The 20,898-nt window shown below is 62.6% G+C and carries 23 protein-coding genes and 1 pseudogene; 3 read left to right on the top strand and 21 right to left on the bottom strand.

Translation table 11 applies throughout. The annotated features are described in order from the left end of the window. Window positions 1-571: 571 nt before the first annotated feature. Window positions 572-850 carry a DUF6894 family protein gene (locus FHT02_RS22170; RefSeq protein WP_425506407.1) on the bottom strand — a complete coding sequence of 93 codons (279 nt, stop codon included), beginning with the start codon at window positions 848-850 and terminating at the stop codon, window positions 572-574. Window positions 851-1,065: 215 nt separating this feature from the next. On the opposite strand from FHT02_RS22170, the gene FHT02_RS02750 reads away from it, so the two are divergent. Continuing rightward, window positions 1,066-1,251 (top strand): hypothetical protein, encoded by a 186-nt coding sequence (locus tag FHT02_RS02750; protein ID WP_184083948.1) that lies wholly within the window; start codon window positions 1,066-1,068, stop codon window positions 1,249-1,251. A gap of 785 nt (window positions 1,252-2,036) precedes the next feature. Here the strand turns inward: FHT02_RS02750 and FHT02_RS21835 are convergent. The 4 genes from FHT02_RS21835 to FHT02_RS02735 form a co-directional block, all read right to left on the bottom strand. Continuing rightward, window positions 2,037-2,171, bottom strand: coding sequence for a hypothetical protein (locus FHT02_RS21835; RefSeq protein ID WP_281393010.1), 135 nt, complete (start codon window positions 2,169-2,171; stop codon window positions 2,037-2,039). A gap of 54 nt (window positions 2,172-2,225) precedes the next feature. Then, window positions 2,226-3,383 carry a cellulase family glycosylhydrolase gene (locus tag FHT02_RS02745; protein WP_184083946.1) on the bottom strand — a complete coding sequence of 386 codons (1,158 nt, stop codon included), beginning with the start codon at window positions 3,381-3,383 and terminating at the stop codon, window positions 2,226-2,228. 146 nt (window positions 3,384-3,529) lie between these two features. Beyond that, window positions 3,530-4,852 (bottom strand): cellulase family glycosylhydrolase, encoded by a 1,323-nt coding sequence (locus FHT02_RS02740; RefSeq protein ID WP_184083944.1) that lies wholly within the window; start codon window positions 4,850-4,852, stop codon window positions 3,530-3,532. 5 nt (window positions 4,853-4,857) lie between these two features. Continuing rightward, complete coding sequence (locus FHT02_RS02735; protein WP_184083942.1) at window positions 4,858-8,538, bottom strand: FAD-dependent oxidoreductase; 3,681 nt, start codon at window positions 8,536-8,538, stop codon at window positions 4,858-4,860. A gap of 84 nt (window positions 8,539-8,622) precedes the next feature. Here FHT02_RS02735 and FHT02_RS02730 point away from each other — a divergent pair, with 84 nt between their 5' ends. Continuing rightward, the gene (locus FHT02_RS02730) at window positions 8,623-9,252 is read left to right on the top strand and encodes a PEPxxWA-CTERM sorting domain-containing protein (RefSeq protein ID WP_246352136.1); all 630 of its coding nucleotides are present in this window, start codon (window positions 8,623-8,625) and stop codon (window positions 9,250-9,252) included. A gap of 206 nt (window positions 9,253-9,458) precedes the next feature. On the opposite strand, the gene FHT02_RS02725 is transcribed toward FHT02_RS02730, so the two are convergent. Genes FHT02_RS02725 through FHT02_RS02710 form a run of 4 tightly spaced genes read right to left on the bottom strand, consistent with a single transcriptional unit; the run spans window position 9,459 to window position 12,392 of the window. Further along, window positions 9,459-9,752, bottom strand: a complete 294-nt coding sequence (locus FHT02_RS02725; RefSeq protein ID WP_184083940.1) for a YceH family protein — start codon at window positions 9,750-9,752, stop codon at window positions 9,459-9,461. 3 nt (window positions 9,753-9,755) lie between these two features. Then, on the bottom strand, window positions 9,756-10,775 hold the full coding sequence (locus FHT02_RS02720; protein ID WP_184083938.1) for a major capsid family protein: 1,020 nt from the start codon (window positions 10,773-10,775) through the stop codon (window positions 9,756-9,758). Window positions 10,776-10,786: 11 nt separating this feature from the next. Next, window positions 10,787-11,233: a structural cement protein Gp24 gene (locus FHT02_RS02715; protein ID WP_184083936.1), complete on the bottom strand. Its 447-nt coding sequence runs from the start codon at window positions 11,231-11,233 to the stop codon at window positions 10,787-10,789. A gap of 13 nt (window positions 11,234-11,246) precedes the next feature. Beyond that, window positions 11,247-12,392 carry a DUF2213 domain-containing protein gene (locus tag FHT02_RS02710; RefSeq protein ID WP_184083934.1) on the bottom strand — a complete coding sequence of 382 codons (1,146 nt, stop codon included), beginning with the start codon at window positions 12,390-12,392 and terminating at the stop codon, window positions 11,247-11,249. 70 nt (window positions 12,393-12,462) lie between these two features. Here FHT02_RS02710 and FHT02_RS02705 point away from each other — a divergent pair, with 70 nt between their 5' ends. Then, complete coding sequence (locus tag FHT02_RS02705; RefSeq protein WP_184083932.1) at window positions 12,463-12,891, top strand: hypothetical protein; 429 nt, start codon at window positions 12,463-12,465, stop codon at window positions 12,889-12,891. A 22-nt stretch (window positions 12,892-12,913) separates the two neighbouring features. On the opposite strand, the gene FHT02_RS02700 is transcribed toward FHT02_RS02705, so the two are convergent. The 12 genes and pseudogenes from FHT02_RS02700 to FHT02_RS02645 form a co-directional block, all read right to left on the bottom strand. Further along, window positions 12,914-13,831, bottom strand: coding sequence for a phage minor head protein (locus FHT02_RS02700; RefSeq protein WP_246352135.1), 918 nt, complete (start codon window positions 13,829-13,831; stop codon window positions 12,914-12,916). Window positions 13,832-13,922: 91 nt separating this feature from the next. Next, window positions 13,923-15,238, bottom strand: a pseudogene (locus FHT02_RS02695) (phage portal protein). 195 nt (window positions 15,239-15,433) lie between these two features. Then, window positions 15,434-15,682, bottom strand: a complete 249-nt coding sequence (locus FHT02_RS02690; protein WP_184083930.1) for a hypothetical protein — start codon at window positions 15,680-15,682, stop codon at window positions 15,434-15,436. A gap of 419 nt (window positions 15,683-16,101) precedes the next feature. Further along, on the bottom strand, window positions 16,102-17,535 hold the full coding sequence (locus tag FHT02_RS02685; protein WP_184083928.1) for a PBSX family phage terminase large subunit: 1,434 nt from the start codon (window positions 17,533-17,535) through the stop codon (window positions 16,102-16,104). Continuing rightward, the gene (locus FHT02_RS02680) at window positions 17,532-17,849 is read right to left on the bottom strand and encodes a hypothetical protein (RefSeq protein ID WP_184083926.1); all 318 of its coding nucleotides are present in this window, start codon (window positions 17,847-17,849) and stop codon (window positions 17,532-17,534) included. Before FHT02_RS02680 ends, FHT02_RS02685 begins: the two co-directional genes overlap by 4 nt. A gap of 59 nt (window positions 17,850-17,908) precedes the next feature. Further along, window positions 17,909-18,100, bottom strand: coding sequence for a hypothetical protein (locus tag FHT02_RS02675; RefSeq protein ID WP_184083924.1), 192 nt, complete (start codon window positions 18,098-18,100; stop codon window positions 17,909-17,911). After that, complete coding sequence (locus FHT02_RS02670; protein ID WP_184083922.1) at window positions 18,093-18,653, bottom strand: hypothetical protein; 561 nt, start codon at window positions 18,651-18,653, stop codon at window positions 18,093-18,095. Before FHT02_RS02670 ends, FHT02_RS02675 begins: the two co-directional genes overlap by 8 nt. Further along, window positions 18,650-19,051, bottom strand: a complete 402-nt coding sequence (locus FHT02_RS02665) for a hypothetical protein (protein ID WP_184083920.1) — start codon at window positions 19,049-19,051, stop codon at window positions 18,650-18,652. The genes FHT02_RS02670 and FHT02_RS02665 overlap by 4 nt, the downstream gene beginning before the upstream one ends. Then, window positions 19,045-19,221 (bottom strand): hypothetical protein, encoded by a 177-nt coding sequence (locus FHT02_RS02660; RefSeq protein WP_184083918.1) that lies wholly within the window; start codon window positions 19,219-19,221, stop codon window positions 19,045-19,047. The genes FHT02_RS02665 and FHT02_RS02660 overlap by 7 nt, the downstream gene beginning before the upstream one ends. Next, complete coding sequence (locus FHT02_RS02655) at window positions 19,218-19,739, bottom strand: hypothetical protein (RefSeq protein ID WP_184083916.1); 522 nt, start codon at window positions 19,737-19,739, stop codon at window positions 19,218-19,220. Before FHT02_RS02655 ends, FHT02_RS02660 begins: the two co-directional genes overlap by 4 nt. Next, window positions 19,732-20,514, bottom strand: coding sequence for a helix-turn-helix domain-containing protein (locus tag FHT02_RS02650; protein ID WP_184083914.1), 783 nt, complete (start codon window positions 20,512-20,514; stop codon window positions 19,732-19,734). Before FHT02_RS02650 ends, FHT02_RS02655 begins: the two co-directional genes overlap by 8 nt. Further along, on the bottom strand, window positions 20,511-20,840 hold the full coding sequence (locus FHT02_RS02645; protein ID WP_184083912.1) for a GIY-YIG nuclease family protein: 330 nt from the start codon (window positions 20,838-20,840) through the stop codon (window positions 20,511-20,513). Before FHT02_RS02645 ends, FHT02_RS02650 begins: the two co-directional genes overlap by 4 nt. Window positions 20,841-20,898: the final 58 nt, after the last annotated feature.

Raw genomic sequence — 20,898 nt, 5'->3', positions numbered from 1 at the left:
CCGGTGGACAGGGGACTGCCGCCGTGAGGTATGACCCGCTCCGCGCCCAGCTCGTCCGAAATCTCGTTAAGCAGACGGCATGGACATGCGGGGGTAACATTTGATGCTCAGCTTGCTCATCGACAATCGCAGGAGAGCTTCAATGTCGCGGATCTGGCTTCGAATTCTTCGGCGCGGCAGGAGCGATAAGGCAGTCCGTCAGACGGAAGCGTTCAGCGTCATGCAAATTGTGCAGTGCGACCCCGTCCAGACGGCCCTGCGAGATCAATGCCGCTAAAGAGATGACCCGGTCTCAGGGGGGCGTGAGACCGGGCCAGGATGGCAGTACATTATCCCTGTAGGGGCCGAAGCCCGCCGCATTGGGTGGAAACAAGCTGGAAATGTATTGGATGGAATCGACAAGCTGGCACACGGCATGCCTAAAAGCACGGGACGGTTAGGTCACCGGCTCCAGAACTGCTTCTGTTCTATGGGGTGCATGCGGAGACGCTGAAGCCGCTGCCGCCGGCGCCTTCCCGGCTTCGCTGGCCTCGGCGCTCTAGGGATCGCCAGGCAATCTCGACTCCGGCCGTCAGTCCATGGTCATCGTAGCTGCCGAGGATTGACCATCGATCGAGATTTCCCAAAGCACCAATCCCACCGCGTCTGTGACGGTCACACTCCATGGCCGAGAGCCCCAGAACCCTTCCGGCGCCTCCTGCATCATCTGACCGCAGGTCTGGATCGCCTGCCTTCGTGCGTCGACTGGCCCTGCGAGATCAGTCCCGTCAACGTCAGTGTAGCGGGTGCCCGTCTGGGTGTGAAAGTAGAAGAGTGGTATTAAATCGCTCCGCGCAGATCGGGGGAGCAACAACGCTACCGGTCACCAGCGGCCGAATAAGTGGCTGGCGATGCGACAAGAACACCCGGCAGGCCAGTTCGGGCCCGGGCACACCTGCGGGCGTCGTTGGAAGCTGGAGCGGCCCAACGGGGTCGCACCGACCTCGCACGCAGGTCTGCTGCGGCTTTAAGGGTTACTACGTAACCCCCTTGAGGCTTAAGTAGGAAACAGGTAGCCGCCCGCAAATGTTGGGAAAGATGCGGCATTATCGGGTCTACAAACGGGGCGAAGTGACCGGCAAAATCGTCAAGGGCAAAGATCTGCTCGCAGACAATGACGATCAGGCGTTGAAAGCGGCGAGCGAAGATCCAGACTGCCCCACATGTGAGGTCTGGAAAGGGACGACGCCAGTCGGCTCCATCAAACGTTAGCCGGTATGCCCGCTCGTCGAGTCGAGATTTGGTTTGGGTGGGTCGAGGGCAATAGCGGATCTCGACCTCGCAGGTGAGTTCGGGCGCCTCATGGATCAGCCGCCGGGTACTACCTGATTTTATATAGTACCTCAGTAGCACTTTACGTGGTAGAGAACTCGATATTGCCAGCTATCTAAAGCATGCGGCAACTGAGAGCACTGGAAAGCTCCCGCTTACGGGAGAAGCACAATGTCCGATTGCGGATCTGTTAAGAATCTTAAGGTACGCGCTATTGCGGCACGAAAGGCCGCAAAAAGCGCTGAAGATCTTTTCGCTAAGGCCGGCCATGAGCTGATGGCTGCTCAATGCGATGAACTTGCGCGCAACGCCGCCGCGAGACCGGCAGATCAAGTCGTGGTACGGCGGTAGCCAATAGCAAAGTGCGGCAAGCAGACGTTGTCGGAGCGTTTTGTGACACCACCCTCCGGCAAAAAAGTCCTCAATCCGATTTGGCTGAGTGCTTTGACCGGCGCTATACAGTTAGCGGGTCTCCAAACGCCCTTTCCAAGAAGAGCCGAGCCGCTTTCATCCCCCTGCGGCTCGGCTCAATCTACCCCAGATCCAGCGTTCGCGCGACGGTGCACGGCAGTGTCATGATGAGGCGCAAGCTCTCAACCCCCATTCTATTCATCGTAGCGTTACGCTTCGAGGCGCAATGATTGCCCGGCTTTCCAGGGGCGCCCTCCTGGAAAGCCGCAACCGGTAACGGGCCGCGCAGAACTACGAAGCTGCGCGGCCCGCTGCTACGCAGCGCGGTGCAGCTGGCGCTCATAGGCAAGCGCCATGTCCATGTGCGCTCGGAATGCTTTCATCGTCGTTGCCCGCATGGCGGCGAAGCGTGCGGCGGCGATTCGTCGGTGGAAGTAGTCAGTGTCCATATTGCTTCGCCAAATGGTTAACGAAGCCTTACCGCGCTATTCCGTACTTATACCTCAGTCGCCCCGCAGCTGCTTGATGAACGGCGTGACCTCAACCTGGAACCGCGTGTCCTTCTTGGGCTCGATCTTGAAGTGGTACTTCTCCGGCCACATACGCCCGCCACCCCACCACGTGACACCCAGGAGGACGTCGCCATTGGCCTTGATGTCGGCAATGGCGTCCTTGCCCATCTCTGCGCAGGTTGCGTGAGTGCCGTAGCTGGAGCCAAACGCCGCCTCTGTGATCACGCCTTTTAAATTACGCTTACGCAGCTGGGCCGCGAAGCTGTCGATCCCGCTGGTCGGCCCCCATGTCAGGTCGCAGGTTCCGTTTGTTCCGCTCGAACCCTTATCCCAATAGCGATGAGCGTTGATGTACGTAAGGTTCAGAGGGTCGAGAGGCCCCCCTTTGTCTCTGTCCAGGGCGCAGCCAGCGCTTTCGCACGCCATCGCAGCTGCCTCACCCTTGTCGAAGCGGAAGGTCGCCGACCACTGCGGGTACTCCAAAGCAATGGGGTGCTTGATACCGTTTGCTCGCAGCCCGGCAATCACCAACTTCGAATCTCGTACCCACTGCATCCAGTCATTTGTCAGCACAGGATCGTTGAAGCCGCTAGGCTCATTGACAAGATCCAGTATCACGGAGCCGTCATCGGAGAAGTTGCGCGCGAAGGTAGTCCAGAATGTGACCATCTCCTGGACCGACTTCCACTTGTAAGTGTGGTTGTCGAGGATCATCCGGACCCCCTTACTACGGGCGTACTCCGTAAGGGTGCGCAGTTCGACGATCCGAGCTGCCGTCATTCGATTGTCGATGAACGGATAGCGGATTAGCTTGTAGTTGTAGCGCTCGACATAGCCTTGCAGGTCCCAAAGCGACGGACGAAGAACATCACTGCCGTTCGCCTCCGCCCCGGACAAGTTGGCGCCGAAGAGAGGAGCGGCTTTTGCGACTGCAACAGTCTGCTTCGGTACCGAGCTAACCGCCGATGCAACCGGCAACGTCACAGAAGGGCCGCTTTTCGAGGCTTGCATGGCGGGTGCAGGCGCGGCCGCCGGCGTTAACAAGATCCCGGCGCTCTCGTTCGATTGAGAAGCTACTGCAGAAACTGCGAGGGCAAAGGCAGACACAGCCGAGAATACAGCGAGCTTGCGTGAGTTCTGAGTTTTCATGTGGGGCGACCTTTCTGCGGTCGCTAATGGCTCGAAGCGGTAAACCTTTCGTGACCGAAGGCTCGCTGATTCTACTTAAACGAAATTAGCGCGTGGTGCCTCTCGGTCCCGCAGCCTGGAAGAAGGAGCTGTGCGCTGCGCAACGATCAATCCCGCCCGGTAAGTTGCCGAATGAAGGGCGTGACCTCAACTTCGAATCGCGTCGCCTTTTTAGGTTCGACTTTGAACAGGTAGCTCTCTGGCCAGATGCGGCCGCCGCCCCACCAGGTAACGCCTAGCAGCACGTCCGAGTTCGCCTTGATCTGCGCTATCGCGTCGGCGCCGATCCCTTTGCAATTGCCCTTCACGCCGTGGCTCGCACCGAATGCTGCCTCGGTGATGTAGGCCTTCAGACCGCGCTTGCGGAGCTGGGCGGCAAATCCGTCGAAACCGCTAGTAGGCCCCCAGGTGATGTCGCATGACATGCTCGTGCCGCTGGAACCCTTGTCCCAGTACCGGTGGCCGTTGATGTAAGTCCGGTTGATCGGGTCCAACGGCCCGCTCTTGTCCCGGTCGATTGCACAGCCGGCGCTCTCGCAAGCCTTGCCCGGCCTCTCGCCCTTGTCGAAGCGGAACGTGGCCGACCAGCCGGGATATTCCAGCGCGATGGGGTGGCGGATACCATTCTTGCGCAGACCAGCGATGATGAGTTTGCTGTCGCGGATCCACTGCATCCAGTCGTTCGTGACGACAGGGTCATCGAAACCCCGAGGTTCGTTGACCAGGTCGAGGATAACCGAGCCATCATCGGGGAAGTTGCGAGCGAACGCGGTCCAGTCAGCGATCATGACCTCGGGCTTGCGCCACGTGTAGTCATGGCGATCGAGGATCACCGGCACACCCTTGGATCGGGCATAGGCGACGTTGGCCTTCAGCTCCTCAATGCGAGCCGGGGTCATCCGCTCCAGCTTTAACGGGTAGCGGATCAGCTGGAAGCCGTAGCGCTCGATGTAGCCCTTGAAGTCGTCCAGGCTAGGTCGGATGGCGTCGTTGCCAGCAGCTTCTGCGCCTGAGAGGTTCGCACCGAAGAGCGGGCGGGAAGGCTTGGCCTGGGCGATGGGCGCGGGTGCAGGACTGGCAGTCGGCGTCACCGGCTCCGGCGTCGGCTTGGCGCACGGCTTGGCGTCGACGGGCGCGTACACCCAGCCCTTGCCGTGCGGGCTGCCAACAAACCGCAGCTTGGTTGCGCCGTCCACCGCGAAGCCGCGGCCGTTCTGACGATCGATCCAGACAGTGAACGACTTGTTTCGGCTGCCGTCCTTGTTCAGGTCTCGACCCATCTGCTTGCGGAGGACGAGGGTGTGTCCTGCACAAACGATGTAGCGCGGCGTCGGGTCGGCGCCGATGACGCGGTGTTCCGTCTGGGCGAGGGCGGGGGCCGAGCTGCTCAGCAGGAGCGCGGCGAGGCAGGCGAGTAGGCGCATGGTCATCGCTCCTAGGTGGTGGCGGGAATGAAGGGCTTAACCGCGTCGGGCGTGGCCTGCGCCAGTGCCACAACGTCACTGTAGTAGGTCGTCATGGCATCCTGCAATGTGACACCTCGGGTCTTCGCGACCGCCATACCTAGACCGTGCATCTGCGCCGTCTGCCCGGAGCACCCTTCCATTCGGTAGGTGCCGAACATGACGTGATTGCCAGCGACCGACCATGCAGTTGCGAGGTTCGGCATCACGGAAGCATCGGGCATCGTGATTTCAGCAGGAACCGGCGTCCACCCGTTTGCCCCGCCCATCGCGGAGAACATGTTGCCCTCAAGCCAGAGCTTGTACCCTTGCGAGAGATCAGCCGCGTTGATGGGAATGTAGTACCGCTCCATGTGGTGGCTATCGAGCGCGTAGCTTGCGGCTGCCACGGTGCGGGCCGAAACGCGAGGCGTTTGGCCGTCTGCCGCCGTGGCGTCGTTGCCGGTCCAGAACGCGCCTCCGATACCACCAGCCATCCGGTTGTATTCACGGACGTAGAGGCAACCGGGGAAGTTCGGGATGTCGTTCACACCCGGCTCGTTGTAGTGATCGTCCGGCCAGCCATAGGCTTGCAGCGCTGTGACCATGCTCGTCGGCAAGCGCGCATCACCCGAGTACAGGATGTAGTAGATCAGCCCGAGGATGTAGTTTCGAACGTTCTTGAGGACTTGAAGCCGTCCGGCTGCACTGCGGCCAGCAGCGACGTAGGCGGTGCCCGATCCCATCATGTCGGTAGACAAGCCACCTTGGTTGTTCACGTCGGTCTTGCCCTTGTAGAGCGTCGAAACCTTCATGCACTCGCGAAGCGCCATGGTTACGCCTGCCGCCGTCATCAAAGCCGCCTGCCGACCGATGGCCTCATAATTCGCGGCGCTATAGCCCTCGGGTGGCACGCCGTTGAAGAACTGATCCCACGGAATCTGGTTCGCCTTCACGTTCGTCCACGTCTGTCGGAAGTTGAACGACTGCGTTTTGGTGTCCGCGATGCCAACAGGAGTGTTTGGCATCGGGCCAGCCACGAAGGGAAGCGGGCCGCTGTTGATGTCGCCGGGGACGATGAACGGGTCGATGTTCCAAAGCGCACCAGGTCCGGTCGGGTTGGTGGCAAACTGGTTGATGTTGCCGCCATTGGCAGACAGCGAGCCACGGAAGCCGTCAAGGGCGTCGGTCCCGGTCCCTGCCGCTTGACGGCCAAAGATCGTCGGCACTGGAAGCAATGCGATTGCGTCACCCTCGTAGGAGTTATCTTCGAGGAACGTGGATGTGAACGTGCGACCGTCACCTATGGAAAGCGTGAACACGCCATTGCTGCGCGAACAGGCGGTCGGCATCGCGCCAGTCGCGTACATGGGGATACCAGCCTGCGCCAAAGCCTGACGCAGCACCTTGTTCATCGAGCCGGGATTGAACTTGAGCGTGGTATCGGTAGCGCCATCAATTGCACGAGCCCGCACAATCATGGTCCTCATCAGGCCCCCGACCGTCTCGGGGTGATCGACGTCGAACTCGCCCAAGCCGTTAGCGCTCATGCCGCCGATATGCGAGCGGCTGGTTTCATTCCAGCCGCCTACCATCGCCACGTCCAAGCCCTGCCGCTTGGCCTCAAGCGCGGCCATTACGGACTGGATCGTGAAGCCGTAGCAGATCACGTCATAATTGGTCTTTTCGGGCGCAAAGCCTGGGTCGTACCAGTTGACCGAGCCCCAGATTACTTCCTCGACCCAGCTACGCACGACGCGGTAGAGTGTCCGCATCTGCGGATCGGTAAGCGCCTTCTTGGCAACAAACCCAGCAAGATGTCCCGCTGCGCTGTGGCCACTGAAGCCGTTCACCATAAGCTGACGGATGGTCAGCGCGCCGTTGGTTGGTGCAACGGTCCCGAGCCCGGTCTTAGTCGCAACCTTCTTGGCGTTGTGCCACGCCGCAATACCATCTGCGCCCGAACGAACAGCGTGCCAGTTGGTGTTGTGCCAATCAGCGGCAGTACCAGTCACACCTAGTGCTGCTGAGAACACACGGGCATTGAACGTGCTGCTGTTATTGTTGCTTTGAGCTACGATGAACGCACCGCCAGTACCGTCAGCAACGCCCATGTCGCCAACGGTGCCCACTGGCGAATAGCTTTTGTAGAAGCCAAAGGTGGCGTCACCCGGCGTCAGGGTGCCGTAGCCTACAGTCGTATCGATGTAGGCGGTGTCGGCTCCGGTGGAGTAGCCGATGACATTGCCGAGCGGGTTTGCGACGCTCAGGCCAGCAACGGGGCTGGTCCACGTCAGAGCGCCCACCTTTACCGGGTCAAGCGTGCCAGGTGACACAAGGTTCGTCAGCGCGTCGCCGGGATGGGCAACCCAAAGCTGCGACAGGTCGGTGAGAACCGGCGTGTGCTTGTCCGAAGCGGCGAGCCGCTTGAACTGATTGTCCATGAAGCGCTGATACGCAGGCGCGGGCGTGTAACCCTTGGCCTGCATCGCAGAAACGGCCGAGGTGGTCTGGGCCGAAAGAGTGTAGGTGGGCAGTGTCGGATCAACCGGCGTGCTGTCGTCATTCCCGATCGTGCCCGTCGACGTCACGGTATTCAGCCCCGCCGCCGTGACGGTGAGCGTGAACGTGTCGTCGGGCTCCACAGCAGTGTCGCCGCTGGCAAGCACGGTGATGGTCTTGACTGTCTCGCCCGCCGCGAACGTGCCGCTGCCGCTCGGGAACGTGCCGCCGAAGTCCGCCGCATTGGCCGGGTTCGCGCCTGAGCCCGCCACAGCCCAGCTGTACGGGTAGGCTGCGGTCGAGCCATCACGGTTGAGGGTGAGCGTCCATGTGAACGCCGTGGTGCCGCTGTTGCTCTCGCTGACGGTGACTGGAGCGGATAGGGACAGGGTAGGCGACGGCGTCACCACAGGAGCGGCCGCAGTGGTCACGCTGAAGTCAGCCGACACGCCGCCCACCGTCAGCGTCGCCTTCGCCACGGTGCTGTAGCTGGCCGAGCTGTTCAGCCGCACGCGCATGGCCTGGCCGTTGCTAACCGTGCCGCTGCTGGCGAACGCTCCATCCGCGACCTGAGCCGTGCCGCCAGCTACCGTCCAGCTTGCCGGTGTGTCGATGCCGGTGATCGTGAAGGCGGCGCTATCCGTGGCCGTGTTTCGCGCTGCTCCGGTTACCGGCGTGATGCTGAAGGCGTCGGGGGTGGTGTCGGGCTCGGGCACCACGTTGCCCGCCACATAATCATACTGCGACTGCGTGACCTGGAAGCCCTTGACGGTCTCCACCAGCACAAGGCGCACGCCATCGCGTCCGATGACCGTATTGCCATACGACAGCACACCAGGCGCGCTCTCGGTGATCGTGTATTTGCCCTGAAAGATGACGCTCTTGCCGTTCTTCAGGCGCTCGGCGAGCTCAATCGTGCCGTTGCGGTTCGCGTACAGGCTTTCGGAGAAGCTGCCGTCGCGGACAAACTCAAAACGGGGGCCTGCAACATCGCTGCGAGCCTCACCATCGATTTTCTGCTCTGCGGTGCGATTGGCCCGGTAGAACGAAAGGACGAACTCACGGTCGCTCAAGTCGAGGACGTTGTTCGACCCGTCCTTGAACTGCACCTCGAACAGGAAGGGTTCTCCTGCCGCCAGCGTGAAACCGTATTTCGCATCGACTTGCAGCATGTGGCGGGCGCTTCCTCAGCAGACGTTCCCGGGCCTGCATGAGGATAGGGCAGCGGCTAGGTTGCCGCCGTCACATGTTGAGACTTGCTTAATATCTACGACGAAGCGCAGGTTCGCTTCTACAGCGAATCAGGGGAGAAGATGATGAAGCGTGGATTACTTGCCGCTGCGGCCGGCCTGTCGATGATTGTTTCTGCCGCAGCTGAGGCTGCTGTGATCAAGTTCACAGGCTCGGCGAACGGTCGGGATGTTTCAGGCCTCATCACCTACGATCCGAACACGCCTGCAGTGGACACCACTGAGTACACCAGCGGCACCGTGTCTTTGTACTTCCCAGGAACGTTGAAGTTTGTATCTGGAGGCTTGAAGAGGAATAGCGAATTCACGCTGGTGGTGGGCGACGCAAAAGAGGGCAACTCCGAAGGAGCGACTGACGTTTTCAACGCTTTCGTGCCAGCCGGCAGCAGAGAGAGCTACGGATTCTTGCTTGATTATGGCACCGCTTCAGCTTGGGACAGCAGCGCGATTCCGACCTTTCTAGCTTCCGGACCCGCCACATTCTCGTACGACTACGCAGGCGATGGCTTCAGCATTCCCGTCACTTTCTCGACGGCAGTTCCCGAACCCACGACTTGGGCAATGATGATGATGGGCTTCGGTGTGTCGGGTGCAGCCATGCGTCGACGGCCACGCCGAAAGGTCGCAACGGTCTAAACGCAGCCAGCGATCGTCACGCGTCATCAATAATTAACTATGCACACCTACGAGGCTGTGCAGACGCAGCTAGGGCTTCTCTCCACGTCACGTCGGCAGGGCCTTCTCGATGTCGCCGGGGGGTGTGGGGAGGCCCTGCAACCCGACACAAGAAGGCCGCCCCATTGCTGAGGCGGCCCAGGTTCGCCGGGAGTTTGGCGCGGGGATTACTTGGCGGGCTTGGTCACCTTTTCGAGGTCTGCCGTCAGCTTCGTGATTTGGTCGGCCTGACCCTCAACCTGCTGCTTCAGCTCGGCATTCTCCGCCTCAAGAGCAGCGACGCGATCGGCTTCTTCGCTGCTGACCTGCGTGGGCTTCTCACCAAGGTCTGAGGCGGCGATCACGTCCTTGGGATCGAGCTTCACGCTCTGGCCCGGATCCAGATAGTGGATGTACGGACCATTATCCGAGTTGACGGTGATGCCGCGCGTGCCGGGGGCGTAGTTGGTGTAGGTCTTCATGGCTTACACTCCGTCCACGAAGGTCTTGGCCTTCGGAATGCGGTTCTCGTAGCCGCCGATCGACATGATGCCGGGCACCTCCCACGAGAACGGGCCCTTCTGCCAGGCGGCGAACAGCTGGTGGCCGCCGCCGGGAAGGTGGAAGCGGTGCACCTCGGGACGGTTGTCATAGGCCGCGAGTCGCTTGGTGGCGCCGGCGCCCGCCGTCTCCAGATGGCGCGAGCGCTTGATGATCAGGTTCTCGACCACCGCGTTCTGGCGAATGTACTCCAGCACCGACATGCCGGTGTCGGTCATGCGGCGCGAGGCCAGCGAGTTGTACGAAGACGTCGGCAGTGCCAGCGTGTTCGCGCGGTAGGTCTCGCCGGTGTTCACTTCGACCGAAGTCAGGGCGTCGTTGACGACCGCCACAGCTTGGTCGGGGGTGCCCGAGGTCAGCGAGCTTGCCGCGGTAACGGTGGTCGCCAGCGGGTCGTTGACGAAGCCCGTGGTGAACTTCAGGCCATCGCCGCGCATGGCGGTCTTGTGGATGAAGCGCTCGGCGGTCTCGGTCGAGGCGTTCGCCTTCTCCGCGACCACGTTGACGCCCAGCTGCTGGCCGCGCTCCAAGTCCATGCGATTGAACTTGTAGCCGATGCCGGCCATGTGGTTTTCCTGGAGGAACTGGGTACGGTTGACGTCCGCATACGGCATGTCGTCCGCAGCCACGTCGAACCATTCCGGCTTACCGGCGATGTCACCCGAATAGTACAGTGAGCCCGCCGACCAGATCGAGCCTGCCGTGTCGACCGGCATGAACTCGGCATAGTCCGCCAGCGGGTACTTCACCATGTAGGTGCCCGCCTCGACGCGGAGCAGCTGCGGCGCCAGGAATGCCATCGTCTGCTGTGCGTCATTCAGGTCAACGCCGCGGATGGCATCGGCCCAAGAGGCATCGCCCAGGTGAACGCCCGACACCGTAGGGTTGGCCTCCAGATAGGCGACCGCTGCCGGGATCGAGTCAAAGAACATAGGCTTGGTCATGTCAGTCCCCCTCAGCGGCGCACGATGCGGACCGGGGCGCCGCTCGCCGCCGTGTCGTCAAATTCCCAGCCCGTCGCGGCGGTGTTGCCGGTCGAGACGTTGGTGATGGCACCGGCTGCGGTCACAAAGACCGGATCGCGGTCAGCTACTGCGGCACCGGCGAGCACCCAGATCTTGCCGCGGTTTTTGACCCGCAGGCTGTCCTTGGCCGCGTAGGTGTCGGCGGCGCGGTCTGCCGTGACCGGCAGCGTTTTGTTGGCGATCGTGAAGCCCAGGAGGTTCGCCGACGGCGTGGTCACTGCCCCGCGGTCATTGGTGCCCTGGTAGACCGCCTTGCCGAAGCCGACCGTGCCGGACTCCAGCACGCGCGTGAGAATGTTGGAAAGCTCGCCGTCAGCTTCCATGCCGGGGTAACCGACAGGGATGTCCTCGGCGAAGGTGCTCTGAAGAACCGCCACTGTTCAGTCTCCCTTAGTTCGCAGTGGCGCGGTAGGCGCCCTGCTTGTCTGCGAGCCACGCGGTGCGCGCGGCGCTGACTGCGGTTGCTGCGTCACCGATGGTGCGCGGCGTGCCGATCGGCTGCACCTGCTGCTGGGCCGGCTTGGCGTCCTTGGTCAGCACGGCAAAGGAAGCGGCGATCTGGTCGGCCGTCCAATCCTTGGCCGCGTCACCCATCTGCTTGTCGACAGTCGCCTTCATGATGGCGGCCTCGTCCATCTCGTCGGAGACAGTGACGCCCAGCGCCTTCGCCTTGTCGACGGCGATTATCAGCGCCTTGCCAGCGTCGCGCAGCTGCTGCGGGGTCGGCTTGGCGTCTGCGACCTGCTGCTCAAGCGTGGTGATCTTGGCGTCCTTGGTCGCGCCTTCGGCAGTGAGGGTGGAAACCTGCGTCTCCAGGCCCGCAGCCTTGGTATTTGCAGCATCGCGCGCGGCAAGGATCGTGGCGATCGTCGCCTGCGCGGTGTCCGCGTTGGAAATGTCGACGGTGAGCCCGTCGATGAGCATGGTCTTCACGGGCTTCTCCTGCGTAGTGAGGCTGTCGAAAATCTGTGGAGGGGCAGACGCGCAGACGGCAGCGTCACGGATCGCGCACTCAGGGCCAGCACGGCCCCGGTCGACCAAGGCGACATGATTGCCGCGGATGTTGGTTTGCTTGAACGGGCAGGCGGTGCCGTCGGCGGACACGAAGTCACCGCGCACCAGATCGCAGGAATAGCCGTTGCTGAGTTCGCGCTTGCCGCCCTCGACTGCCGAGATTGCTCCGGCGTCGGTCAGCATGAGGTCGAACGAGAGGTAGCCGCCCTCTTCCCACTTGGCCCCCATGATGGTGCCGCTCGCGTGGTCCTTCCAATTGGCGGAAGTGACCGGAACGCTGGGATGGTCGTTGGTGATCGGCTTGCCGATGAAACTGTGCGCCGACGCCTTGTCGAAGACCTGATCGGCCTCGCGGGCAACCTTCACGATAGCCTGGTCGCGGAACCCGTGCTTGTTCTCGGGGTCCACGTCGCGGCCGGTATATTCGTAATGCCCCACCCTGGCCGCCTTTGCTCGCACGGCGAGATAGCCGTCCTGCGTGCGGCGCGGGGCATCAAGTGTAAGTCGGTCCTCGAATAGCATGCTCCCCGGAGTATCGGGGCTTGTGAAGGGGTGTTGCCGCCGTCAGTGTGGAGAAGAGAGGAGGCTTGAAATGCCGGATGAGCGGTTGAGCGCTATCTTCGCAAAAATTGACGAGGCGGATGCGAAGAAGAAGGCGGCGGAGGAGCGCATTGCTGAAGAACTGCGCGTGCAAGCCGAGAATGCAGCGAGTGCCGCAGTCGATTGGGTTAGCTCGTCAGCCGCTCTGGATTCAGCCATCGAAGCCCTCAACTCGGACCTAGAGAAGCGGGGAATGTACTTCGAACGAGGCTCGTCAGAGGCGAGGACCACGCCAGCATTGGATGACTTCGTTACTTATATCGAGAACCCGGGACGGGAAATCCGCACTGGCGTGCTGCGTATCAACGTCACCAAGTACGGCCATATTAGTTTGCAGATCGGTTCTCCTCGAAAGATGCCCGACCGCACGGAAGTTTTTCCGGTTCTGTTGACGAGGCGAAATGGCGCGATCTTCTGCTGACGTTTCTTGAGCTTAACATCGGCTAGTCATCCAGCACCAGCACGCTCTGCGAGCGGCACCCGCAGTAAGGCTGCCGTCCGGGGAGGTCATTAGCCTCGGGCGGCGCCAACACCGTCTTGCCGTCGACTTCTCCACCAGCACCAGCAGCGGTGTCGGCGTAGATGTCGCCGTCGCGGTCCTGGTGCCGCACACGCGGGTGAAGCTTGCCGGAATGCCGCCACTTCCAATAGCTGATCCCCGCCTGCCGTCGGCGCTCGTCGGCCAGCGCAGACGACACCTTGCTCAGCTGGTCGGACGCAATGCGCTGCGATCGATCCCGCGCCAGCCCGGTTGCCTCACGGATCGACTTCGCCACTTCCCGCGCGGGCGTGCGGTTCTGGAGCCCGGAGAACACGGCGTGGGAGATGCGCTTCCGGGTCTGGGCGGACACGTCGCGGACCAGGTCGCTGTTCCAGGCGAGGTAGCTGGCGAGCGTTTCCCGCACGTCCTCAGGCCCCAGCATCGTGCCCAGGTCCACACCCGTCGCGCTGAGCACCGCGCCCCGCCACTTGTCCCGCTGCCAAGCTTCAGTCCGAACCGTCCAGTCACGCAATGCGCTGTCCAGCAGGATAAACAGCCGCTCCAGCTCGGAGCTTGCGGCATCGAGGCGGGCTTGCAGGTCTTCGGCGGAGTCGGTCGTCATGCCGGACAGGGTGCGGGCGTATTCCTCTGCGATGCCGGCTGCGTGGCGTTCCCAGGCGGTGACGACGGGGAGGTAGGCCGCGCGGTAGAGGTCGGTACTGAGGACTGCAGGGGGCACGATGTCGCGGATGACGATCGCCTTGCGCCGGGGATTGCGGGCGCGGCGGGCTAGGGTGGCGAGGTCGTAGCGCATTAGCGCTTCCGCAGCGGCAGCACCCGATACGCGCGCCAGCCAGTCGGGGGAGGCGCGCTGACCCATTGCCCTCCGACCATGTTCTCAGCGCGAAGGATGCGCCCTACGCAGATGCCAAGCGGCAAGAGGGCGGCATTCAGGAGGCGACGTGCGCGGCTCATTTCTCACCCGCCTTGTCATTCGCAGCCCGGCGGGCGGGGGTGCTTCCAACACCACCCGCGCCACCTTCGAGACGGGGATCACCTCCTTCCTCTCCGTTGCCGGATTGGGTCAGCTCGCTTGGATCGGTGCCGTCGTCGTCGCCACCGGAGAGGCCGAAGCGCTCGCTCTCAGGAAGCTTCGCCAGCGCAGCACCGAGCCCCGGAATGTACTCCCGCTCCTCCATGAGGTTCTGTACACCCTCGGCGAACGCACGGTCGGGAATGGCGCCGGTGTTCTGGAGTTTGACCACCGCGTCCATGGTCTTGTCGAACGTGTCGGCTTCCTGCTGCTCGGTGGGCGTCCAGAGAGGAGCCCAGCGCCATGTCACGGCATCGGGCTTGGCAACGCCAGCGGAGCGCAGCAGGAACGGGTCCAGCGCCTCCAGGCAGGGGCGAACCTCGTTCTCCTGCCCATCGAGACGGCGTCGTTCCAGTTGTCGTTATCGTGCTCGCCGGTGGCGTTCATGCCTGCAGGCGACCGGCCCATGAGGCGCGTAAACGGGATGTCGCTCACCGCCGCAACCTGCTGGTTGAAGGCGTCCATGACAGCTGGGATGCCGTTCCAGGTGATCTGGTAGTCGGTGATGGTCTCGCCGGGGCTCTCGGCGCCTGATGCAGCGGCGAACACGGTGGCGTTCAGCGTGCTCTCGCCCTCAGCGATCAGGGCGACACGGCTTGCGAGCTTCTGCTGGCCCTCGCTGGTGGCGGTGAAGTCGGTGAGGTTCGGGATGCCGATCCGCAGCAGCTTGGCCTTCTTCACTAGCTGCGAGAACCACGCCTGCGTCTCGTCGGAGCGCTGCACCTCGCAGAACACGCGCAGGAGCCGGCTGTCACCCCAGAACTTCTCTTCGTCACCAGCAGCCGAGCCAGCGGGCAGGGGCTCACCGCGGAAGCAGATGACCCGCGACGGGTGGATCTTCTGCGTGCCCGTTTCCGCCTGGATCTCGAACATGAGAGGCTGGCCGTTCAGCGGGTCGGCCAGATTGCGCACCCAATCGCGGCCTTGGATTTCCCAGCGCGACACGACGTTGAGCGCGATGATGCCGCCCTGTGCGATCTGCGCCGGCGTCAGGGGCTGTTCGTGGCTTCCTGCAGTGATGATGAGGATGGCGCCGCCGCCGACGCCGCGCAGGACCTCAGCCTGCTTGACCTTAGCACGCAGCCCGAGCCGCTTTTCCTCGCGCTCGATCTGGGCAATGACATCTTTGGGTGCCTGCCAATCGCGCCACTTCTGCGTGCGATCGGCCGCGGGGATGCTGATCACCTTCTTCATCATGCCGCTCGACATGTACGCGGCAAGGGCGAGCTGGTGATTGAAGACGGCGGGCGCCGATGTGCTGGCGGCGAACCGCGCGAACGGGTTCAGGCGGACTGCTGAGCCGATGGCGGAACGCAGGCTGTCGGTGATCCACGCCATGATGACGTGGGTGGCAGGCGCAGCGAGGCGGGTTTGCCGCCGTCAGGGTGTTTAGGCGGCGACGAGCTTCAGGCGAGCAGAGGCCTTCGCGCTGGTGTTATTCACAACCAGGCTGATCCCCGCATGCTGTTCGCGAGGAGCGGGAGAATCGACCGGCATGATGTGAGCTCGAAATGCTGGCGAAACCACGCACAGGAGACCCGCCAGCAGCAGAATTGTCGAAGAGAGCGCCCAGATGGCGCCCGCTATCGTAAGAAGCGTTAGCATCTCGTTAACCCCTTTTGCGATCGCATAACGCAATTGAGGCTGAGTCGCTACTGCTCCATGTTAGCCGGCCGCTGGGAGAATCCCGCTACTGAACCAGGGCTTTCAGGAGGAGCGCGCCTGAAACGACCCAAAATGGTACAGCTAACGCCGATCCGATGAGCACACCGCGGAGTGCTTTGCCGCCGTACACGGGCTCATTGCCCTGCTGAAGCGATCCTGTCGCCATACAACCTCTCCACGCGCCTTTGTTACAAGCAACCTGTTGATTCGCTGGCGGTTCTCCCGCTCTAGATCGACCAACGTCATCGTTGTGTAATGTATCCGCCCGGAGAGCAACTAGGTTGAATCCCTAGAGCATAATTTTTCGGTCGCCGTGGGGGAGCAGGCATCTCGCGCCGACGTTCAGCCTCGGCCGTTTGCAGGTGGCGAGCCAGTGTGCTGAGTTGCCGCCGTCAGAGCAGCGCCCCCATATCGTACCCCTTCCGCTTCTCGTCCGCGAAAGCCATCACGACCGCGTCGGCAATGTTGTGCGACGGGATGCCCCGCTTCTTCAGGGACTTCTTACCCTCGACCTTCATGCGCCCGTTCAAGCTCTCGCGTCGTGGCGATGTAAGCTCGCCTTGCAGCTTCTGCCGCAGTGGCAGGCCGGAGGGTATAGAGATCAGTTTGTCGGCATCATGCGGCAGGCCATTGCGCGCCTGCCATGTGTTGCGGAAGCGATCGCCAAGCATGCCCCAGCCCTGCGCCTTGAGGTTCAGGAACATGTCGCCATGGGTTTTCCCGGGCTGGTACTCGCGGTCTGGGTTGGATGGCCCTTCTGACGCCGTCCAGCCCTGGTAGGACACCTGCCGCAAGCCTGGCTTCTCCGCATGCAGCCGGCGGAACTCGCCAGGCACGGAAGCGCCGACGCCGATGTCATCAATGTTGAGTGTGTCCAGACCTTCGCGAACGACGATCGGGTGGGCATGCGCCGCGGCCTTGTTCGGGTTCTCGTCCTGCCACTCGTCCAATCCCATCAGCACGCACCCATAGCGCCAGGCCAGCGCGTTCGGATCGTTCGCCTTGGGCGCCGCGACGTCGCCCTCAACACCGCCCGACACGTCCATGCCGCCGATCTTGCCGCCGCCCGTCGGGAAATCCGGTATCTTGAGGTGCGCATCGATCGACGCTTCGAACCACGCCGGCTTGATGATCGACAGCGCGTTGTCCGCAACCGGCTCGCCAAGATATACGTGGCGATACAGCTCGGGGTCCACCAACTGCATCAACTCAGCGTCGTCGGCGAGCTCCCGAGGGAAGCGGGGGTTGTCGGTGAAGTTGATCTTCTTGGAGACGCAATAGACCCGGCCGTCGCGCTCTGGCGGATACATGGGATCAGCCACGAAGCGCCGGTATGTCTCCTCCAACGGGTTCTCCGGGTTGAATGACACCCAGATTTCGGACCCGCTCTTGCGCATCGTCGGGATCAGCGCGTTCCAGCTTTCCGCGGTGACCGGGTTGGCCTCCTCCAGCCACGCCGCATCGAAATCTGAGAAACCCTTGAGCTTTTGCGTGTTGAGCCGGGTCGCGCTCGCCTTGATGCCTGAGAAGCGGATGCAGCCGCCCGAGGTGAGGCAGCGGATCTCGGTCTTCAGGATCTCGAAATGGTCCTCCAGCCCGCGCCGCTCGATCTCAGCGACGAACTCCTGGTACACGCTGTCCGCGATGCTCTCCATGATCTCGCGAAAGCAGACCACCCGCCAACCGAAGTACAGCACGTTGCTGGTCAGGATGGTGCAGAAGGTGCGCGTCTTTGCACTGCCGCGCCCGCCATATGCTACCTTGAAGCGCGCGGGTTGCAGATAGTCCCGGTATACCGGGAAGATGTCGATTACTTCCTGTGTCACGTGTCTGTGATGTTGTATACTGGAGCCTTGGGCGTCATGCTGCCGTCACTGCTACGGTGGTCAACCTGTGTGCTGTCGCTCCAGTCGTCCTTGCCCATGTTCTTCATGCCGAACACGGCAAGCGTAGAAGCGCCAGGCCCACCGCCGCCAAGAGCAATATTGCGCCCGACCTTCTCCCACCAAGCGGCGCATTTCGCCTTCCCCGCGTTGGCGGCTTCTAAAAACTCTGGGTGCTCGTTCATCCAGACGTTGATAGTGGCACGCGAAACATCGATCGACGCAGCGAACGAAGTCAGGCTTGCCCCCTCCTGCATGTGCTCGACAACCTGCTCGCAATAGGCAGGATCGTACTTCGTTGGCCGACCTCCTGCCATCACTTGCCCTTTCGCCGAACATGGGCCTTACGCATCAGGCTCAGCCGCTCAGGCCCCGACACCCGAAAGTACCGCAGCGCCGGGTTCTTCCCGTACATCTGGTTCACGCGAGCCCAACCGCCGGCGATGAAGTTCTGCTCGAACTCAGGCGGCACGGGGCGGGGGCGCTTGGTGGAGTATGGCTTAAGCATCGTTCTGGTCCCCCACGTCATCCTCATTGATCGCTGCGAACCCGGCGCGCTTGGCTCGCTCCAGAAGCTCCCAGGCATATTCCCGCACATCGACGGGCATGCGGTTCCAACAACGGAACATCTCGGTTGCGAGGCGCTCGGGGTCGTCATCGATGAAGGCCGCGGTGAGTTGGCGATGCTGGGTGACCACGCGTTTGACCTCGCGCTCGCCCCAATGTTCGTCGCTGGCCTGCTTCAGCACCGGAAGGCGCCGATCGGCCGGCAGTGCTGCGATGTAGGCGTGAACCTCGAATGGCACGCCCTCAGCCCGCATGTGCTCGGGAAACGCCGTCGCGACCTTCTCCGCCTGCTTCAGCCGCTTGGGGTCAATGCCCAGGCGTTCGGACAGCAGGCCGAGTTCAAGCTGGTCCCCGAACTTCTCCTGGCCTTCAGCGAGCCAGTCGCCGATCTGCCAATCCAGTTCGCGGCGCTGGGCGGCAAGGGTGCGGCCCTGTTCAATCCAACTGTCGAACGCCGGCACCGGCGCGGTTTCCACGATTGCGAGTGCGCTCATCTCACTTGCTCCAGGTTGACGGTGCGGGAGGGGGTGGCAACATGGGGCGGGTTGGTGCGCTCGATGGTGACGCGCCAATCTCCCTGCTCCTCGCTGCGGTACGTGATGCCCTCAACATCGAACGTCGCCTGCGTTGCGCCCATCTTCAGCGTCAGGAGGGCCAGAGCGACGACACCGTGCTGGGTGATGATCTCAGCGGTGTTGCGACCGCGCTCTGCCGCGTCCTTCTCGTAGAACTTGGCACTGTTCGCCAATGCCCACCGGACCCACTGCACCAGCGAGCGGTCGTCCAGATCGCATGCCGCCATATCCCGGTAGCTGTCGGGCAGGTTGAGAAACAGCTTGTCCGTGAGCGTGGCCCAGAACGCTTGTCCTGCTCGTCCGATCTGTTTCAGCATCCCACTCTCCTCGCGCGTTCGTTGCGGATCAGTTCTTCGATGAGGGGCCTTGGGACGATCTTGCGGGTGGGCCAGCGGTGGAAGTCGGTGGGGCGGACCTGGCCAAGACGATCGTCGGTGCTGCCGCGAAGCACGGTGGTGATCATGGCGGCGGTGTAAGGCTCGCTCATGCGGCCTGCTCGACGGGCGCGCTGTTGGGGATGTCAGCGGGATCGACGCCGCGCGCGATGTACCATTCCCGGGTTGGCGCTGTCGGCGGTCCCTTGTGGGCACGCTGACGGGCAGGGGCGTCATCCATCTTCAGCCCGAGCTCGGCGATGATCGCCGCGGCCTGCTCGGGGGTGCAAAGCTCGTCCGGATCCACGGTGACCGGCTCCTCAGCCGGCAGCGCCAGCGTTGCCAGCACCCGAGCGCGATCACCCTTCCGCTTGCGCCAGACCTGATCGGTGGCCTTGATGATGGCCGGCACGATCTTCGACGGATGGTCGCACGTCTCGCGAGCCAGCTCGCAGCCAGCCTCGAGCAAATCAGGCGGGATGTCCTTCAGCGCGCCCCAGGCAGCGCGCAGCCATTCTGTGCGATCCTCAGGCGTCATGCCCGTGGGTGCAACCAGCGTCAGGCAGGCCGTCAGCTGCGTGCGGAAGTCCGCGGTGCTCGCCGGCGCCAGCTTTGCCTCAGCCTCAGCCAACGCCAATTCGCCGTAGCTCCGCAGGCGGCGGTCGAGGTGCTTGGCGTTCGGGTTCACCGAAGACAGAAATCGCGGCAGATGCTGTGCGGCCGAGACCGTTGCAATTTGCGCCGTTCCGGTTTGCAGGTTTCGCTCTCCAGTCATCGTCCGCCCTTCTCAGCCATCCGTGCCATGCGGTGTCCCAACACAGCTTTTTGCCCTTGCCGTTCTCGTTCTTCGCGTTGGCGGCCCAGCCGCGCATCGCTTCCAGCTCGTCTTGGAGTTTGCCCGGCGGCCACTTGGTGACCTTGGCTGCCAGTGCCTCGGGCAGTGCTTTCGTGGGGGTCCAGCCTTCAGGGAGGCGGTGGTATCGGCCCGCATCGCTCGCGCCCGCCCTCGAAGAAGACGTAGTCTTCTGAGAGGTATTGGTGGTTACTGACGTATTGGCGGAACGTCGTTCCGGGGTTTCGGTCGTTTCGTTCCGGGGGGAAGCAGGTTCCGGGGGAAAAGACTTCCGGGGGGAACGTGCTTCCGGGGGGCACGACGTTCCGGGGTGAACGGTGTATCGAACCCCTTTCCCAGCAACCTCGTTGCGGGTCAGATGCCCAGCCAGAACGAGCCGTCCGACGCTGGTGCGGATCGCGCGATCGGTCAGGCCGCTCTTGTCGGCCAGCTGCGCCATGGAAGGCCAGCAAAGGCCGTCATCGTTTGACCAGTCGGCCAGCGCGAGCAGCACCAGCTTGTCAGTGGACGACAGCTTGAGGCTCCAGGCCGCGGTCATCAGGCGGATGCTCATGCGACGTCCCGCCCTTCCAAGATGTGTCGCACGTTCGTTTCTACGAACGGCTCGAACTCGAACCACTCGCCCATGCAGCGGCTGTCGCTGAATACGTGATGCAGTTCTGCCTCTTGGCTCTTGGTGCCGAACACGAAGCCCAGCATTTCCATCTTGAACGGGCAGCCGGTCTGGAGGCTGGCGAGACGAGCAGCAGGATCGCCGGCGGTGAAGCCGATCTTCACGTGCGTCACGTAGGGCGAGCCAATGCCGATGAAGTAGACGAAGCCTTCAGCCATCCCGAACGGCGTTTCGGTCCAGCCAGGGATCTCGCGCTTGCGCGACACGCCTGCGCGGAGCCCGGAAACGAAGCTCTCGGCCAGACAGCCGTCAGTTGGGAAGCCT

It is taken from the genome of Sphingomonas xinjiangensis, from assembly GCF_014199255.1.
In the GTDB taxonomy this organism is placed as follows: domain Bacteria; phylum Pseudomonadota; class Alphaproteobacteria; order Sphingomonadales; family Sphingomonadaceae; genus Sphingomonas; species Sphingomonas xinjiangensis.
The sequence above is the reverse complement of the archived record's forward strand: the minus strand, read 5'-3'. Positions and strand labels throughout refer to the sequence as shown.